This window comes from Agromyces mediolanus (assembly GCF_014648575.1).
Taxonomy (GTDB): Bacteria; Actinomycetota; Actinomycetes; order Actinomycetales; family Microbacteriaceae; genus Agromyces; species Agromyces mediolanus.
In genome coordinates this window covers 1420984-1438117 of the sequence record NZ_BMRJ01000001.1, presented here as the reverse complement: position 1 = coordinate 1438117, position 17134 = coordinate 1420984, and the positions used below count along the sequence as shown (strand labels likewise).

Here is a 17134-nt window from a genome sequence, read left to right as displayed (position 1 = left end):
CGCGACCCGCTCGAGGGGTTCGCGGCGGCGGCCGACGACGACGACGTGCGCGCCCTCCGCCGCGTAGCGCTCCGCGATGGCGGCGCCGATGCCGGTGCCGCCGCCCGTGATGACGACGACCTTGCCCGCCGTCGATGATCCCGCGTAGCCCATGGCGGGCTCCTTCCTGTCGTTGCGGTCGTGGGGTTCGCCCCGGTCCCGGCTCAGGCCGGGAACCCCGAGCGGGCCGTGTAGCCGAAGTCGCTCACGAGCGAGGTGCCCGTGATCGCGCGCGCCCGCGGCGACGCGAGGAAGAGCACCTCGTCGGCCACCTCCTCCGGGCGTTGCACCGGGTAGTCGAGGCCGTCGAAGCCGCGCTCCTCGAGACCGAGGTCGCCGCGGCTCATCGGGGTGTCGACGACGGAGGGGCAGACGGTGTTCACCCGGACGCCGGTGCCGGCCGCTTCCACCGACGCGGCGCGGGCGAGCTGCACCACCGCGGCCTTCGAGGCGCAGTACGGCGCCATGCCGGGGGCGGCGACGAGGGCGGAGTCGCTCGCGAGCAGCACGACGGCGGCGTCGCCCGAACGGGCGGCCGCGGCGCGCAGGGCGGCGGCGGTGTGCTTCAGCAGCAGGAACGAGCCGGTGACATTCACGGCGAAGACGGCCTGCCAGTCGGCCAGGGGCGTCTCGTCGAGGCTCGTGCCGACGGGGCCCGAGATCCCGGCGCAGCCGACGACGACGGCGAGGCCGCCGAGCTCGGCGGTCGCCTCCGCGACCGCGGCGGCGACGGATGCCTCGTCGGCGACGTCGGCGGCGATCGGCACGACCCCGGCGGTTCCAGCCCACGCGGAGCGCAGGCGGTCCGCGTCGCGATCGACGGCCGCGACCCGCGCGCCCTCGTCGAGCAGACGCTGCACGACCGCGCGGCCGATGCCGCTCGCCGCGCCCGTGACGAGCGCCGGGCGTCCCTCGAGTCCGAGTCTCATCCGGCTGGCCTCTCTGCCGTCGTGCGGTGGTGCGCCGGCGGGCGCCCCCTGATCGGCACCCGCCGGCATCCGCCATCCTGCACCGGCCGGGCCGCCGCCCGGCAGCCGCGCCGCTCGACCGTGCGCTGGAACACCACTGCCGTTCGCTCGGCGTCAAGCCGAGGCATCCGCTCCAGCGCCAGAATCCTTGCTACCCCCAGACCTGCACCCACAGTTCCCGAGATCGAAGGATCCAGCAGTGAGCGAACACTCCGCCCCCAATGAACTCCGGCGAAACGCCCTCGGCGTCGCCGGCATCGTCTTCCTCGTGCTCGCGGCAGTGGCGCCGCTCACGGGCATCATCGTCGTCGCGTCGCTCGCGATCGCCCTCGGCAACGGCGGCGGCACGCCCGCCTCGTTCTTCATCGTCGCGATCGTGCTGCTGCTCTTCGCGATCGGCTACGGGCAGATGTCGAAGCAGCTCGTCAACGCCGGCGGCTTCTACGCCTTCGTCGTGAAGGGCCTCGGGCGCACCGGCGGGCTCGTCGCGGGCCTCATCGCGACGCTCGGCTACAACTTCTTCGTCGTCGGCACGATCGGCACGAGCGGCTTCTTCATGCAGACGATCATCGCCGACCTCACCGGGGTGAACATCCACTGGCTGGTCTGGGGCCTCGCCTCGATCGTGGTGTGCTTCGTGCTCGCCCGGATCGGCGTGGACTTCTCCTCGAAGATCCTCGGCGTCTGCCTCGTGCTCGAGGTGCTCATGCTCGTCGTGTTCGACATCTCGGTGCTCGTGCAGACCGGCTACGACGTCGCCGCGTTCAGCCCGGAGTGGGTGTTCTCCGGCTCGCTGCCGATCGGCCTGCTGCTCGCCGCGACCGGCTTCCTCGGCTTCGAGGCGACGGCGCTCTTCAGCGAGGAGGCGAAGACCCCGCTGCGCACCATCCCGCGCGCCACGTACATCGCGATCACCGCGATCGGCCTCATCCTCGGCGTCACCACCTGGGCCGTCGTGAGCGCCACGGGCGTCGCGCAGGCGCAGCAGACCGCGATCGACCACCTGCCGACCGGCGACCTGATCTTCTCGCTCTCGCAGCAGTACCTCGGCGGGCCGCTCACGACGGTGATGATGATCCTGCTGCTCGTCAGCCTCTTCGCCGCGATGCTCGCGTTCCACAACTCGGCCACCCGCTACCTCTTCGCGCTCGGCCGGGCTCGCGTGCTGCCGCGGGCGCTCGCCCGCACCGGTGCGAACGGCACGCCGAAGGTGGCGGGCGCCGTGCAGGCCGCGTTCGCGGCGATCATGGCGATCGTCTTCTTCCTCGCCGGCGCCGACCCGATCGTGACGCTCGTTCCCGCGATGCTCGGCTTCGGCACGCTCAGCGTGCTCATCCTGCAGGGGCTCGCGGCGCTCTCGATCGTGGTAGCGTTCCGCCGTCAGCGCGACAGCAGGCTGTGGTCGACGCTCCTCGCCCCCGGCATCGGCTTCCTCGGCATCGCCGCGATCTCCCTGCTGGCGATCTGGAACTTCGACGTCGTCGCGGGCTCCCAGGAGCTGTGGATCCGGCTGCTGCCGCTGCTGCTCGCCGCGGCCGTCGTCGGCGGGATCGGCTACGGGGCGTACCTCAAGCGGCGGAAGCCGGAGGTCTACGCCGGCCTCGAGACCGACCTCGAGAAGTTCAACGTGCACACCCGCGCGACCGAGGTCGTGGAGTAAGGGTCGCACGGTCACCTGCTCTTCGCACGCAACGTCAAGGCGGATCGACCGGGCCGCCGCGCACGGTCACCCGCTCTTCGCACGCAACGTCAAGGCGGATCGACCGGGCCGCCGCGCACGGTCACCCGCTCTTCGCACGCAACGTCAAGGCGCCGGCGCGCACGGTCAACCGTGCGGCCGGCGCCTCGGCCGATACTGGACGCAACGACCCCTGATCGAGGACCACGATGACGCACCACGCCGACCTCTCCCTCCGCCCCGCGGGCAGCCACCGCCCGGACGCCACGCACACGCACGGCTCCCGGGTGACCACCCCGGAGCGCGCCGAGCACCCGCTCGACCCGCTGACGGCCGAGGAGATCGCGGCCGCGCGGCGGATCCTCGACGAGGCCGGGCACGTCTCGGCATCCACCCGCGTGCCCCGCATGCTGCCGGTCGACCCGGAGAAGGCGGAGCTCGCCGCGTGGCGGCCGGGCCAGCCGCTCGACCGGCGCATCCGGGTCACCCTGCTCGACCGGGACACCGGCGTCGCGAGCGAGGCGATCGTCGCGGTCGGCCGCGGCGAGGTCGACGCGTTCCGGGTGCTGCCGAACACGGAGGCGCCGTACGGCCAGCCGCAGTACCTCTTCGAGGAGTACGACGACGCGGCGACGATCGTGAAGGCCTCGCCCGAGTGGCGGGCGGCGATGCGTCGCCGCGGGCTCGAGGAGCACATGGAGCTGGCCTTCTGCTCCCCCCTCGCCCCTGGGCACTTCGGCCGCGAGGACGAGGTGGGCCGGCGCATCGTCCGCTCGCACACCTACCTGCGGCTCGACGAGCAGGACAGCCCGTGGGCGCACCCGATCGAGGGGCTCGTCGTGCACGTGGACCTCACGGAGCGCCGCGTGATCCGCATCGACGACGAGGGCGACGTGCCCGTACCGATGCAGCACGGCAACTACACGGCCGCGGCGCAAGGACCGGCGCGCACCTCGCTCAAGCCGATCGAGATCACGCAGCCCGAGGGCCCGAGCTTCTCGGTCGACGGCAGCCTGGTCGAGTGGGAGAACTGGCGCTTCCGCGTCGGCTTCACGCAGCAGGAGGGGCTGGTGCTGAACCAGATCACCTTCCGCGACGGCGAGGAGCACCGCTCCGTCGCCCACCGCGCGAGCGTGCCCGAGATGGTCGTGCCCTACGGCGACACCTCGATCAGCCGGCACTGGATCAGCTATTTCGACGCGGGCGAGTACCTGCTCGGCAAGAACGCGAACTCGCTCGCGCTCGGCTGCGACTGCCTCGGCGTCATCCACTACTTCGACGCCTTCGTGCCCGACGACCACGGCAACCCGGTGAAGATCCCGCAGGCGGTGTGCATGCACGAGGAGGACTACGGCATCCTCTGGAAGCACACCGACCTCGACGGCACCCCCGAGACGCGCCGCAGCCGCCGCCTCGTGGTGAGCTACTTCTCCACGATCGGCAACTACGACTACGGCTTCTTCTGGTACTTCTACCTCGACGGCTCGATCCAGGTCGAGGCGAAGGCGACGGGGATCGTGTTCGCGGGCGCCGGCATCCCGGGCAGCGAGAACCCGCACGCGCCGGAGATCGCGCCCGGCATCTTCACGCCCGTGCACCAGCACCTCTTCTGCGCGCGCATCGACGCGGCGATCGACGGCGAGGACAACACGCTGCACGAGATCGAGATGGTCGGCATCCCGACCGGTCCCGACAACCCCTACGGCAACGCCTTCACCTGGTCGGACGTGCAGCTGCCGAGCGAGTCGGCGGCGCAGCGCGTCGCGAACGGCCTGACGGGCCGCGTCTGGGAGGTGCGCAGCGCGCACCGCACGAACGTCGTCGGCAAGCCGACCGCGTACTGGCTCATCCCCGAGGGCAAGGCGCTCCTCGCGGCGCAGCCGGACTCCTCCGTGTACGCGCGCGCCACCTTCGCCACGAAGCACCTCTGGGGCACCCGCTACGACCCCGAGGAGCTGTACCCCGCCGGCTTCTACCCCAACGCGCACTCCGGCGACGGCCTGCCGATGTGGACGGCCGCGGACCGCAGCCTCGACGGCGAAGACCTCGTGCTCTGGCACGTCTTCGGGCCGACGCACATCCCGCGCACCGAGGACTGGCCGATCATGCCGGTCGACTACTCGGGCTTCTGGTTCAAGCCGCACGGCTTCCTCGACCAGAACCCCGCGATGGACCTGCCCGACGGCGCGGCCGCGCACTGCGCGCCCGGCGAGGGCCACGGCGCGGATGCCGCGGGCGGATGCTGCGGCGGCGGCGAGTGCCGCTGCGGCCACTGAGCCGCCGAGATCACTGAGGCGCTGAGACCACCCCGACGATGACGACGACTGGAGCATCATGACCGACACCGCCACGAATCTGTCCGACACCTCGACCTGGCTGCCGCTCGACGGCCTCGCGCCCGGGTTCGACGCGAACAAGGCGCCGCACTCGCTCGACCTCGTGGGCCGCGAGGTCGCGGTCGTCGACGAGCGCGGCACGCGCATCGTGCACCGCTTCAACGAGCACACCGTCGACTGGGAGTACCAGCCGGGCGCGGGCGACCCCACGGAGGCCGCCGCGAAGACCGACGCCTACGAGGCGGTCAAGGTCGACGAGGAGCTGTACTACGTGCAGTTCCACCACGAGTACCTGCCGAACGAGGCCGTCACCCTCGTGCTCGACTTCCGCAGCGGCCACGCGCTCGCCGTGATCAGCGTGATCCTGCCCGAGCCGGAGGCCGGCAAGACCCGCGTGCAGCAGATCTTCGTCCCCTCGCGGATCGAGGGCATCGAGCTGCGCGGCGAGGCCCCCGCGCCGACGACGACGCTCATCGGCCGCCGGGTGCAGTGGGTGTACAGCCCGGTGCACGCGTACGAGCACATCTACCTCTCTCCGCAGTGGTACACCTGGCAGTGCCTCGCGGGCCCGGAGCGCGGCCTCGCCGACACCGACGAGAACTCGGTGTGGCAGATCCGCCCCGGCATCTACGTCTTCGCCTGGCGCGAGAAGGTCATCCCGTGCGCCTCGGTGACGATCGCCGACCACCGCGACGCCCGCGCGATCCGTTCGCACGGCGTGCTGTTCGGCCTCGACGAGTCGGGCGAGGTGCCGACGCACTTCACCTTCGGCGCGCACGGCCGGCTGATCTCGGTGACCGTGCACCCCGACGAGTACGACACCTCCCGCTGATGGCGACGGCGAGCAGCGGTCCCGCCGAGCTCGTGCTCACGGGCGGCCGCATCTGGACGGGTGACCCCGCGGCACCGTCGGCCGAGGCCCTCGCGGTCGGCGGCGGGCGGCTGCTCGCCGTCGGCACGGAGGCCGAGGCGCTCGCGCTCGCGGGCGAGGGCACCGAGCGGCGCGCCCTCGACGGCGCCTTCCTGATGCCCGGCCTCGTGGATGTGCACAACCACCACGCGCTCGCCGGGCGCACGGACCTCTTCGAGCTGTCGTTCTCGTCGTCCGGCTCGGTCGAGGAGGTGCTCGCGGCGGTCCGCGAGTACGCGGCCGGGCTGCCCGCCGATGCCTGGATCACGGGCGGGGCGTGGGGCAGCAACCTGCGCACCGCGATCTCGAACGAGGCGACCCGGGCCAGACTCGACGAGGCATCCGGCGGGCGCCCGGTGATGCTCATGGAGGACTCCCGGCACAACCGCTGGGCGAACTCCCGCGCCCTCGAGCTCGCCGGCATCACGGCCGACTCCGACCGCGGCGAGGGCGGCGTCATCGAGCTCGACCCGGTCAGCGGCCGGCCGACCGGCGTCCTGCTGGAGTCCGCGGGCCTGCCCGTCGAGGAGGCCATGGCCCGCACGCGCCGGCTCACGGCCGAGCAGCACCGCGCGGCATCCCGGCGGGGCGTCGAGCTGCTGAACAGCTACGGCGTCACCGCGTTCCAGGACGCGGCGGTCTCGCTCGAGATCCTCGAGGCGCTGCGCGCCCTCGACGCGGACGGCGAGCTGGATGCCTGGGTCGTCTCCTCGCTCACGGTGAACGACCAGATCTTCGGCTACGACCCCGTCGGCGACGGGCTCGTCTGGCAGGGCGAGGCGTTCCGCACCGAGCACCACCGACCCGACTTCGTGAAGATCTTCCTCGACGGCGTGCCGCCCGCCCGCACCGGCGCCTTCCTGGAACCGTACCTGCCGGACGACGCGCACGGCGATCACTTCCTCGGCGAGACGACGCTCGCGCCCGATGAGCTGTGGGGCTGGTTGCGGCGCACCGCCGAGCGCGGCCTCTCGGCGAAGATCCACTGCTCCGGGGATGCCGCGGTGCGCCTCGTGCTCGACACGGTCGCGCGCCTGCGCGCCGAAGGCTTCACCGAGACCCGCTACCAGGTCGCGCATGGGCAGTTCGTGGCCGAGGCCGACATCCCGCGCTTCGCGGAGCTCGGCGTCTCCGCCGACATGTCGCCGTTCATCTGGTTCCCCGGCGTCATCCCGGAGGCCATCGCCACCGTGCTGCCCGCCGAGCGGGCCGGCCGGATGCAGCCCAACCGCGCCCTACTCGACGCGGGGGCGCTCATCGCGGGCGGCTCGGACTGGCCGGTCTCGGAGTCGCCGAACGCGTGGGAGGGCATCCACGGCCTCGTGACCCGCGCCGACCCCGCCGGGGTGTTCCCCGGCACGCTGTGGCCGGAGCAGGCCATCACGCTCGACGAGGCGATGGCGGCGTTCACGAGCAACGCCGCCGAGGCGATGGGCCTCGGCGGGGAGACCGGGTCGCTCGTCGCGGGCAAGTCGGCCGACTTCGTCGTGCTCGACCGCGACCCCTTCGCCCACCCCGCGGAGGAGCTCGTGCGTACCACGGTGACGGAGACCTGGTTCGCCGGGCGGCGGGTGTACGTGCGCTGAGTGGTTCGCTGAGCCCGTCGAAGCGGCACTGGTTCGCTGAGCCCGTCGAAGCGGCTGGTTCGCTGGGCTCGTCGAAGCGGGGTTCCCTTCGACAAGCTCAGGGAACCACGGGCTGGTCCGCTGAGCCCGTCGAAGCGGCGTTCCCTTCGACAGGCTCAGGGAACCACAGCGTTCCCTTTCGACAAGCTCAGGGAACCACGGGCTGGTCCGCTGAGCTCGTCGAAGCGGGGTTCCCTTCGACGAGCTCAGGGAACCACCGTGCTCCCTTCGACAAGCTCAGGGAACCACGGTGCTCCCTTCGACAGACTCAGGGGGCCACGGGCGGATCGGCGCCGTGCCCTGCGCCGATCCGCCCGGCCCGGTCAGTCCGCGATCGCGGCGACGGCCTCGTCGATCGCGAGGAGCACCCGCCGGTCGTGCCGGGACGGCTCACCCGGGACGTAGCGCAGTCGCTCGATCGATCCGCCGGTGAAGCGATAGGCGCCATGCGCCTCGTGCAGCCCCCAGTCGACCGGTCCGCCGTAGTCGTAGCCGACGCTGATGCCCGTGAACGGCGCCATGCCGAAGAGCATCGGCACCGACGGCACGACCGCGTCGGGGGCGCCGTCGACCTCGAGCGCCACTCGCCAGCGCAGCCCGTCGAGCTCGTCGACGCGCAGCAGCACTCCGTGCGGGCCGGCATCCACTCGCCCGCCGCGCACGCGGTGCAATTCGCCGTAGGCGTTGTACGAGAGCAGCCAGCGCCCCTCGTCGACAGCGAGCAGGTAGCCGCCGCCCTGGTCGCCGTGCGCGACGACGACCCCCGCGGCATCCGCGTCGGCGAGCAGCTCGACCTCGACGGCGAAGGAGCGCAGCACCGTGAGCCGCGAGGCGCGGAAGCGTTCCAGCGGCGGGCGGAACGGCGTCAGCGCCACCGGCTCCGACAGCGCCGCCTCCCCCGCCGGACGCACCTCCTGCAGCGATCCGTCGTCGTCGAGCGGGAACACCGTGTTCCGCCACGCCTCGGCCCGCCAGCGTTCGGCGAGCTCGCGGACGAGCACCGGTTCCCGGGCGGCGAGGTCGCGCGTCTCGGTGGGGTCGGCCGCGAGGTCGTAGAGCTCCCACCGCCCGCCGGCCGCGCCGTCCTGCCGCGCGGGCGGGGCCGGTGCGAGCGCCTTCCAGTCCCCGGCGACGAGCGCTCGTCGACCGACGCACTCGAAGTACTGCGCCTCGCGGCCGGGGCCGGCGGGATCGCTGAGGAGGCCCGCCACGCTGCGACCGTCGGGCTGCGGCGCGGGTCGGCCGCCGCGTTCGGTGAGCGGGGCGACCCCGGTGAGCTCGAGGATCGTGGGCGCGAGGTCGGCCACGAAGACGAACTGCTCGCGCAGGCCGCTCACGGCGCCGGGCGCACCGGGCCAGGAGAGCACGAGCGGTGCGTGCACCCCGCCCTCGTACGTCGAGGACTTGAACGAGCGGAAGGGGGTGTTCGAGACCCGCGCCCAGCCGGTCGGATACTGGCCGAACACCCGTGGGCCGCCGATCTCGTCGAGCTCGCGCGGCACGTCGGCGACCCAGTCCGCCGGCAGTTCCGCCGAGAGCCCGAACTGGGCGAAGTAACTGCGGGTGCCAGTGGGGCCGCCCTCGGCGGTCCCGCCGTTGTCGCTCGCGACGACGATGATCGTGCGGTCGAGCTCGCCGAGCTCCTCGAGCCGCTGCACGAGCCGGCCGACGCTCTCGTCGACCTCGGCGACCGACGCGGCGTAGACCTCCATGTGCCGGGCGAAGAGCTCGCGCTCGGCCTCCGTCAGCGACTCCCACGGCGGGATGAGCGCGGCATCCGCCTGTTCACCCTCCGGCAACCGCGTCCCCGGCGCGACGATGCCGAGCTCGCGCTGCCGGGCGAAGCGCGCCTCGCGCAGGGCGTCCCAACCGGCGGCGTAGCGGCCGCGCTGGCGGGCGATGTCCTCGGCCTTGGCCTGGATCGGGCCGTGCACCGAGGTGTGCGCGTAGTAGAGGAAGAACGGCTTGGCCGCGTCGTTGGCGCGCAGCTCGTCGATCATGCCGAGCGCCTCCTCGGTGAGCTCGTCGGTGAGGAAGTACCCCTCGGGGAACTCCGCGACGTCGACGACCGAGTTGTCGCGCACGAGCCGGTGCGGGTGGTGCAGCGCGGTGAACCCGTCCATGCTGCCGAAGTAGCGGTCGAAGCCGCGCTGCAGCGGCCAGCTGGCGCGGTCGGCGCCGTCGTGCAGGCGGGACTCGACGGTGAGGTGCCACTTGCCGACCATGAAGGTGGCGTAGCCGCCGGCGCGCAGCGACTCGGCGAGGGTGGGCGCGTCCTCGGGCAGCTCGCAGGCGTAGCCCGGGTAGCCGGGATCGATGTGCGCCACGAAGCCGAAGCCGGCCCGGTGCGGGTTCAGGCCGGTGAGCAGGGCCGCCCGGGCGGGCGAGCACATCGGCGCGGTGCGGTAGTTCGTGAAGACCCATCCGTCCGCCGCGAGCCGGTCGATGTTCGGCGTGGGGATCTCGCTGCCGAAGGGGCCGACGTCGCTGAAGCCGAGGTCGTCGACGAGCATCACCACGACGTTCGGCGCTCCGGCCGGGGCCTGCGGGCGGGCCGGCCAGGACGGCCGGGACTCGGAGGCGAATTCGGCCGCCCGGCCGGCGAAGCGCTCGTAGCCGCGCCGCTCCCCCACCTCAGCCCGCCTTCCGGATGAGTTCGAAGACCTCGCTGCGCAGCTCGGCGAACTCCGGCACCGCGCGGGTGGTGAGCTGGTCCCGGGCGCCGCCGAAGTCGACGTCGATGATCTCGGTGACCCGGGCCGGCCGCTCGCCGAGCACGATCACCCGGTCGGAGAGGTACACCGCCTCGTCGATGTCGTGCGTGACGACGACGATCGTCATGCCGAACTGCTCGCGGATGCGCAGGCACAGGTCCTCGAGCTCGAAGCGCGTCTGCGCGTCGACGGAGGCGAAGGGCTCGTCCATCACGAGCACCTCGGGCCGGTAGGCGATGGCGCGGGCGATCGCGACGCGCTGCTGCATGCCGCCCGAGAGCTGCCACGGGTACTTTGACTCGGCGCCGGCGAGGCCGACCGCGGCGAGCGCGCCGCGGATGCGCTCCTCCCGTTCGGCCGCCGGGAGCCGCAGGTGGTTCAGCGGCAGCCGTACGTTCTTCTCGACGGTGAGCCACGGCATGAGCGAGCGGGTGTACTCCTGGAAGACGAGCGCCATCTCCTCGGGCGGTCCGTCGATGGGCCGCCCGTCGATGAGGGCCTGGCCGGAGCTGATCGACTGCAGGCCGGTCAGGCACTTCAGCAGCGTCGTCTTGCCGATGCCGGAGGGCCCGACGATGCAGGCGATCTCCCCGACCCGCACGTCGAAGGTGAGGTCGGCGATGACGGGCACGCTGCCCCGCTTCGTGTCGTAGCTCTTGGCGAGGCCGCGGACACTGAGTCGCACGGGCGCGTCGCGGAGGGTGTCGGAGGTCATGCGTTCTTCTCCTGCTGTTGCGAGGCGAGGTACCAGCGCAGCACGCGGCGCCGGAAGAGGGTGAACACGGCCGTGGTCGCGTAGCCGATCACACCGAGGACGAGGATGCCGACCCACATGTCGGCGATGGCGAAGGACTGCTGGGCGAGCAGCGTGGCCGCCCCGAGCCCCGTCGAGGAGCCGAGCATCTCGCTCGCGATCATCACGACGAAGGCGGTGATGAGGCTCACCTGCATGCCGGAGAGGATGCGCGGGCTCGCCGCGGGCAGGGTCACGGAGACGAGGCGGTCGAACCAGCCGATCCGGTACACCCGGCTCACCATGGCGAGGGTGGGCTCGGTGCCGCGGATCCCGTCCATCGTCGAGATGAGCACCGGGAAGAGGGCGGCGAGCGTGATCGAGATGATCCGCGTCTCGTTGCCGAAGCCGATGAGCGAGACGAAGATCGGCACGAGGGCGACCGGCGGGATGGCGCGGAAGAAGTGGATCGTGGGCTCCACGAACCAGGCGAGCGGCCGCACCAGCCCGAGTGCGGCGCCGAGCAGCACGCCGATAACGCTCGCGAGAACGAAGGACAGCAGCAGGTTGCCCACCGAGGACCCGACGTCGACGAGGAAGGCCGGCGTCTGCACGAGCTGCACGAGCCGCTCGAGGATCACCTGCAGCGGCGGGAAGAATGCGTTCGTCGAGTTCGCGGACGCGACCCACCACAGCGCGAGCAGCACGATCGGCACGAGCACCTCGGTGCCGATCAGCACCCAGCGCGGGGTGCCGCTGCGCCCGGCGCGGCGGGCGACCGAGGTGCGGGCGGGGATGGACGAGGTGAAGACCATCACCTGGCCTCCTTCCGGTACTGCGGATGCCAGTGCAGCAGGCGCCGTTCGCCCCACTGGCTGAGGCCCTGCACGAGCAGGCCGAGGATGCCGAGGGCGAGCACGTAGGCGAACAGCTGCGCCTGGTCGCCGGAGATCTGTGCGAGCAGCAGGCTCTGGCCGAGGCCGGGTCCGCCGCCGAGGAGTCCGGCGACGACCGCGACGATGAGCGAGGTCGGAGCGGCGACGCGGATGGCGGTGCCGATGTACGGCAGGGCGCTCGGCAGCACGATCCTGGTGAGGATCTCCCCGCGGCCCATGCCGTAGGAGCGTCCGGTCGCCCGGGCCACCGGGTCGGTGTCGAAGACGCCGGCGGCGGACTGCACGGCGATGGCGACGAAGCAGCCGAAGAACACGAGGAACACGCCCATCGCCATCGTGGGCCCGAGCACGAGCACGACGACCGGCAGGATGACGATCGGCGGGATCGGCTTCAGGAACTCGAGCGGTACCCGGGTCGCGTGCATCGCGAGCGGCGAGGTGCCGATGCCGACGCCGAGCAGCACGCCGACGACGGTCGCGAGCAGGAGGCCGGCGACCGCCATGACGACGGTGTCGCCGAGCGCCCGCCAGAGTTCGGGCGTCGCGAAGAGGCCGGCGAGCCTGCCGATGGAGTCGGCTGCGCTCGGCAGCGGCGAGTCGGCGAGCGGGCCCGCGGTGGCGGCGAGCTGCCAGGCGCCGAGCGCCGCCACCGCGCCGGCTGCGCCGGCCCCGGTTCGAAGGAGCGGGACGCGCATGCCGGATCAGCCCGTGACGATGACGCCGTCGAGCTCGACGGGCTTCTGGAGGAAGCCGAGCTCGACCATCTTCTCGTTGGGCAGCTCGAGGTCCTCCGTCTTCACCTCGGCCGGCCAGACGGGCACCTTGACCTCGTCGAGCGTGAGCGTCGAGCCGGTGTAGTCGAGCCCGGCCTGGATGGCCTCCTCGGGGTGCTCGGTGGCGTAGGCGTTCGTCTTCACGAGGGCGCGCTGGAAGGCGGCGATCGCGTCGGCCTTCTGCTCGACGGTCGAGGCGCCGGCGGTCCAGAGTCCCGTCGCGCCGCGCTCGAAGAAGCCGACCGAGGGGGCGGAGATCTGGGTCGCGCCCGCCGCAGCCGCCTCGGTGGTGAAGGGGCTCACGAGCCCGGCGGCGTCGACGGTGCCGTTCTTCAGCGCGGCGACCGCCGAGGTGAAGTCGAGCACGACCCAGTTCACGCCGCTCGAGGGGTCGATCCCGGCCTTCTCGAGCTCTCCGGCGATGACGACCTCGAGCTGCGCCTTGCGCGCCGGGATCGCGATGGTCTTGCCCGCGAGGTCGGCGACGTCGGCGACCCCGCTGCCGGCGGCGGCGAAGAGCCCGGTGTCGTCGAGGGCGGCCGGGTCGTCAGCGGTGGCGGCATCCTCTGGGTAGCCGTCGGCGGCGCCGATGACCTTGACGGGCACGCCCTGGCTGAGTGCGTTCAGGAGCGGGATGCTCGGCGAGTAGGCGATGTCGACCTGCCCGCTCTGCACGGCGGCGAGGCCTGCGGGCGGGTTGGCGACGACGCTGGTCTCGAGCTCGAGCCCCTCCTCCTCGAAGAAGCCCTGCTCGATGCCGGTGAGCAGGGCGCCGTCGGAGGTGAGGCCGATGGTCGCCACCTTGAGGGTGGTCGTGCCGCCGTCCGCGCCGTCGGTGGCGGCGGGCGCGCCGGACGAGCAGGCCGTGAACGCGAGCGCCGCGAGCGGGATGGCTGCCACGGCCGCCGCGATGCGGGAGGTGGTCTTCATGAGCGACTCCTTCGTCGTCGGGGGATGCGACCGGTTCGATCAGGGAGGGCGAGCGGTTCGCCACGAACGGTTAGTCACCGATTGGTGACTAAACGATACCGACGTTCGTGCGGTGCGGGATCACGGATCGGTAACGATAATCACCAAATGGAGACGAAACGCCGCATCCCTCCCCGACCCACGCGCATCATCGGTGCGAGGCATCCGTATGATCGTCGCGACAGGAGGTGCGCCATGCCGAAGATCGTGGACCACGACGAGCGGCGCGCGCACATCGTCGAGGCGCTCATGCGGCTCATCGTGCGCGACGGCTTCGAGCGCGCGACGATGCGCGAGATCGCCGCAGAGGCCGGCTACGCCCACGGCGCGATCGCCCGCTACTTCCCCGACAAGCAGAGCGTGCTCACCGCGGCGTTCCAGCGGCTGCACACCCAGGCGAACGACCGCATCCTGGCGGGCGTCGAGGGGCTCCGGGGCCTCGACGCGCTCCGCGAGATGTGCCTCGAGATCCTGCCGTTCGGCGAGGCGGGCCCGCGCTACGCGAAAGTCGTGCTCGCGTTCTGGGACCACGCCGCCCAGGACCGCGAGATCTGGGAGATCCACCGTGAGCACAATCTGCGCTGGCGTCAGCTCATGCACCGCTTCCTCGGCGAGGCGCGAGACGACGGCGAACTCGCGCCCGAGGTCGACATCGCGACCGCGGTGAACGAAGTCTCCGCGAGGAACGCCGGCTGGCAGATGATCGCCGTGCTGATGCCCGACGAAGCGGGCGACGCGCACCTCGACCAAGGCCTCGACGCGCTGCTCGACCGCTTCCGCGCCCGCCGCTGATCGCCCTGGTTCGCTGAGCCCGTCGAAGCGCGGCGTCCCCTTCGACAAGCTCAGGGATCCACGGGTTGGTTCGCTGAGCTTGTCGAAGCGGGGCGTTCCCTTCGACAGGCTCAGGGAACCACGGGCGGTTCGAAGCGCCCGGCGCTGATCGTTCGCCTACACTGGTTGACGCGTGAGCGCCGGCGATCTGCGCCGCCCGCGCGAGGACGGGAAGAGGGCCGGATGCCGAAGGTGATCGACCATGACCAGCGACGCCGGGACATCGTCGACGTCACCTGGCGGCTCATCGTCAAGGGCGGCATCGAGGCGGCGACGATGCGCGAGATCGCCGCGGAGGCGGGCTTCGCGAACGGCGCGCTCAAGCACTACTTCCCCGGCAAGGACGAGATCATCCAGGGCGCCTACGAGCGTTCGCTCGGGCTGATGGGCGAGCACATCGAGGCCGAGGTGGCCGACAAGCGCGGCGTCGCCGCCCTCCGAGCCATCTGCTGGGCCGCGATGCCGCTCGACGAGGAGCGGATCACCTCCGGCCGCGTGCTGCTCTCCTTCTGGGAGCGCGCCGTCTCGAACGAGACGCTGCACGAGGCCTACCTCGCCCACCTCGCGGTCTGGCGCGGGGCGCTGGCCCGCTACGTCGCCGAGGGTCGCGAGGACGGCGACATCACGACCACCACGCCCGACGAGCAGCTCGTCGACGAGATCGTGCTGCTCAACGTCGGGGCGAACATCATGAGCCTCATCTCGCCCGAGACTTCGACACCCGCACTGCAGGAGGCACACCTCCGCGCCTTCTTCGAGCGCCTCTAGAAACGCCGAGTCGCCCGGCTTCCAGGGAAGTCGGGCGACTCGGGTTTCCAGAGCGCGGCAGGGCGGTCAGCGCGCCTCGGCCACCAGGATGCGCGGGCTGCCCGGCAGCGCGATGGTCTCCACGTAGCGCCAGCCGGCACCCTCGAGCCACTCGCGCACCTCGGCCTCGGGGAACACGACGGTGCCGTCGATGTTGTAGTACTCCCCCGCGTGCAGCGCGTCGATGCGGCGCTGGCGCGGCTCGTCGTCGAGCGTGAAGTCGAGCACGGCGAGCTTCGCGCCGGGTGCCGCGGCCGCGCGGGCATTCGCGAGGATGGCGCGGTTCTGCTCCGCCGTGAAGCGGTGCAGCACGTGGTTCACGAAGACGAGGTCGTGCTCGCCGCCCGGCTCGACCGACTCGGTGTCGCCGCCCTCGACGACGGCGCGGTCTGCGAGGCCCGCCTCGGCCACGGCTTGCGCGACGGAGTCGGCGAAGTCGGGCGCGACGACGAAGCGGGTGGTGAGCTCGGGGTTCGCCCGCATGACGTTGACGGCGAACGCCGGGCTGAGGCCGCCGAGGTCGAGCAGCGAGCGCCGCCCGGTGACGTCGAAGGCTCGGGCGAACTCGTCGGCGTGCAGCTCGTTGTAGCGCATCACGCCCGCGAGGAAGCGGCCCCAGCCGGCCTCGTCGAGCTCGAGCACACCCGGGGCGTCGGAGTCGACCGTGCGGTCGTAGCCGCGCCACTGCTCGTAGGAGGTGTCGCCGAGGAAGGCGAGGAAGGGCCCCAGGTCGATCTCGGCGCGGTCGCCGGTGAGGTAGGCCGCGGCATCCGGCGTCAGCGAGTAGCGGCCGCCCTCGCGCTCGAGCAGCCCCTGGGCATTCATGCTGTCCGCGAGGATCCGCACCTGGCGCTGCGGCACACCGGTCGCCGCGGCGAGCGCCTCGGCGTCGAGCGGGCCGTCGGCGAGCGCGGCGAACAGGCCGATGCGGCTCGCGGTGATGAGCTGCTTGGCGCCCATGAAGCCGATCGCGATGTCGACGATGGCGGCGGGGCTGGCGGCCCGCTCGGCGGGCTGGAGGGTGTCGGTCATGGCTGCGCTTCCTGTGCGGCCGCCCGTATCCGTGGGACGGCGATGTCGTGGATTCAGCACGATGCTACACGTTTTTCTACTAACATAGAAAAACAAATCCACCCGTTCATTCACCGTCGAAAGCGAACGCATGCCACTCACCGTCAGCACCCGCACCCTGCCCGCCGTCGGCGACGCCGCGGACCGCGGCAACGCCCCCGTCGTCCTCCTGCACGGCTTCGCCTCGGACGGCGAGACCGACTTCGTGGCGAGCGGACTCGCCGAGGCGATCGCCGCCTCCGGGCGCGAGGCGATCGTCGTCGACCTGCCTGGGCACGGCGCCGGCGGTGCGATCGGGGCGGACGAGGATGCCTCGACGAGCACGGTCGTCCGGGCCATCAGCGAGGCGCTCCCCCAGTCCGGGCCGGTCGACGTCGTCGCCTACTCGCTCGGGGCGCGGCTCGCCTGGGCGCTCGCGGCGGCCGAGCCGCGCGTGCAGCGCCTCGTCCTCGGCGGCCTCAGCCCCTTCGAGCCGTTCGCCGGCGTCGACGTCGCCGCCCTGGTCCGCGCGCTGGACGGCGAGGCGCCGGCCGACCCCATGCTCGGCATGATGGCCACGATGATCGCCGCTCCGGGCCGCGACCGCGACTCGCTGCCGCGCCTCATCGCCGGGCTCGCGCGGGAGCCCTTCGACCCGGCGCAGGACGTGCCGGCGATCCCCGTGCTGTTCGTCGCGGGAGCGGACGATCCCATGACGACGGGTCTCGACCGCGTCGTCGAGGGCGTCGCGCGCGGCCAGCTCGTGCGGGTGCCCGGCGACCACCTCGGCGCGCTCGCGAGCCCC

At 72.2% G+C, this 17134-nt stretch carries 15 protein-coding genes; 7 read left to right on the top strand and 8 right to left on the bottom strand.

Annotated features, from left to right (window positions below):
* Together IEY71_RS06785 and IEY71_RS06780 are read right to left on the bottom strand one after the other, a co-directional pair.
* The coding region (locus IEY71_RS06785) for an SDR family NAD(P)-dependent oxidoreductase (RefSeq protein ID WP_189084479.1) at positions 1–153 on the bottom strand (153 nt) is incomplete at its 3' end.
* 50 nt (positions 154–203) lie between these two features.
* Positions 204–968, bottom strand: coding sequence for an SDR family NAD(P)-dependent oxidoreductase (locus IEY71_RS06780; RefSeq protein WP_189084478.1), 765 nt, complete (start codon positions 966–968; stop codon positions 204–206).
* 238 nt (positions 969–1206) lie between these two features.
* Between IEY71_RS06780 and IEY71_RS06775 the strand changes: the two genes are divergently transcribed.
* From IEY71_RS06775 to IEY71_RS06760, 4 genes are all read left to right on the top strand, one after another.
* Positions 1207–2667, top strand: a complete 1461-nt coding sequence (locus IEY71_RS06775) for an APC family permease (protein WP_189084477.1) — start codon at positions 1207–1209, stop codon at positions 2665–2667.
* 227 nt (positions 2668–2894) lie between these two features.
* A complete protein-coding gene (locus IEY71_RS06770; protein WP_189084476.1) occupies positions 2895–4961 on the top strand; it encodes a primary-amine oxidase in 2067 nt (688 codons plus the stop codon).
* Between the two features lie 58 nt (positions 4962–5019).
* Complete coding sequence (locus IEY71_RS06765; RefSeq protein ID WP_189084475.1) at positions 5020–5853, top strand: molybdenum cofactor biosynthesis F family protein; 834 nt, start codon at positions 5020–5022, stop codon at positions 5851–5853.
* Entirely contained in the window at positions 5853–7517 is a 1665-nt protein-coding gene (locus IEY71_RS06760; protein WP_189084474.1) for an amidohydrolase, read from the top strand. The genes IEY71_RS06765 and IEY71_RS06760 overlap by 1 nt, the downstream gene beginning before the upstream one ends.
* A gap of 362 nt (positions 7518–7879) precedes the next feature.
* Here the strand turns inward: IEY71_RS06760 and IEY71_RS06755 are convergent, their stop codons facing one another.
* The 5 genes from IEY71_RS06755 to IEY71_RS06735 are packed head-to-tail and all read right to left on the bottom strand — an operon-like array spanning position 7880 to position 13602.
* Positions 7880–10189, bottom strand: a complete 2310-nt coding sequence (locus IEY71_RS06755; protein WP_189084473.1) for an arylsulfatase — start codon at positions 10187–10189, stop codon at positions 7880–7882.
* Position 10190: 1 nt separating this feature from the next.
* Positions 10191–10985 (bottom strand): ABC transporter ATP-binding protein, encoded by a 795-nt coding sequence (locus IEY71_RS06750; protein ID WP_189084472.1) that lies wholly within the window; start codon positions 10983–10985, stop codon positions 10191–10193.
* Positions 10982–11818 (bottom strand): ABC transporter permease, encoded by an 837-nt coding sequence (locus IEY71_RS06745; protein WP_189084471.1) that lies wholly within the window; start codon positions 11816–11818, stop codon positions 10982–10984. Before IEY71_RS06745 ends, IEY71_RS06750 begins: the two co-directional genes overlap by 4 nt.
* Positions 11818–12594, bottom strand: coding sequence for an ABC transporter permease (locus tag IEY71_RS06740; protein WP_189084470.1), 777 nt, complete (start codon positions 12592–12594; stop codon positions 11818–11820). Before IEY71_RS06740 ends, IEY71_RS06745 begins: the two co-directional genes overlap by 1 nt.
* A gap of 6 nt (positions 12595–12600) precedes the next feature.
* Positions 12601–13602 carry an ABC transporter substrate-binding protein gene (locus tag IEY71_RS06735; protein ID WP_189084469.1) on the bottom strand — a complete coding sequence of 334 codons (1002 nt, stop codon included), beginning with the start codon at positions 13600–13602 and terminating at the stop codon, positions 12601–12603.
* 234 nt (positions 13603–13836) lie between these two features.
* On the opposite strand from IEY71_RS06735, the gene IEY71_RS06730 reads away from it, so the two are divergent.
* On the top strand, positions 13837–14433 hold the full coding sequence (locus tag IEY71_RS06730; RefSeq protein WP_189084468.1) for a TetR/AcrR family transcriptional regulator: 597 nt from the start codon (positions 13837–13839) through the stop codon (positions 14431–14433).
* Positions 14434–14655: 222 nt separating this feature from the next.
* Positions 14656–15240, top strand: coding sequence for a TetR/AcrR family transcriptional regulator (locus IEY71_RS06725; RefSeq protein WP_189084467.1), 585 nt, complete (start codon positions 14656–14658; stop codon positions 15238–15240).
* A 66-nt stretch (positions 15241–15306) separates the two neighbouring features.
* Here the strand turns inward: IEY71_RS06725 and IEY71_RS06720 are convergent, their stop codons facing one another.
* A complete protein-coding gene (locus IEY71_RS06720) occupies positions 15307–16311 on the bottom strand; it encodes a methyltransferase (RefSeq protein WP_189084466.1) in 1005 nt (334 codons plus the stop codon).
* Positions 16312–16441: 130 nt separating this feature from the next.
* Between IEY71_RS06720 and IEY71_RS06715 the strand changes: the two genes are divergently transcribed.
* A partial coding sequence (locus tag IEY71_RS06715) for an alpha/beta fold hydrolase (RefSeq protein ID WP_189084465.1) occupies positions 16442–17134 on the top strand: 693 nt, incomplete at its 3' end.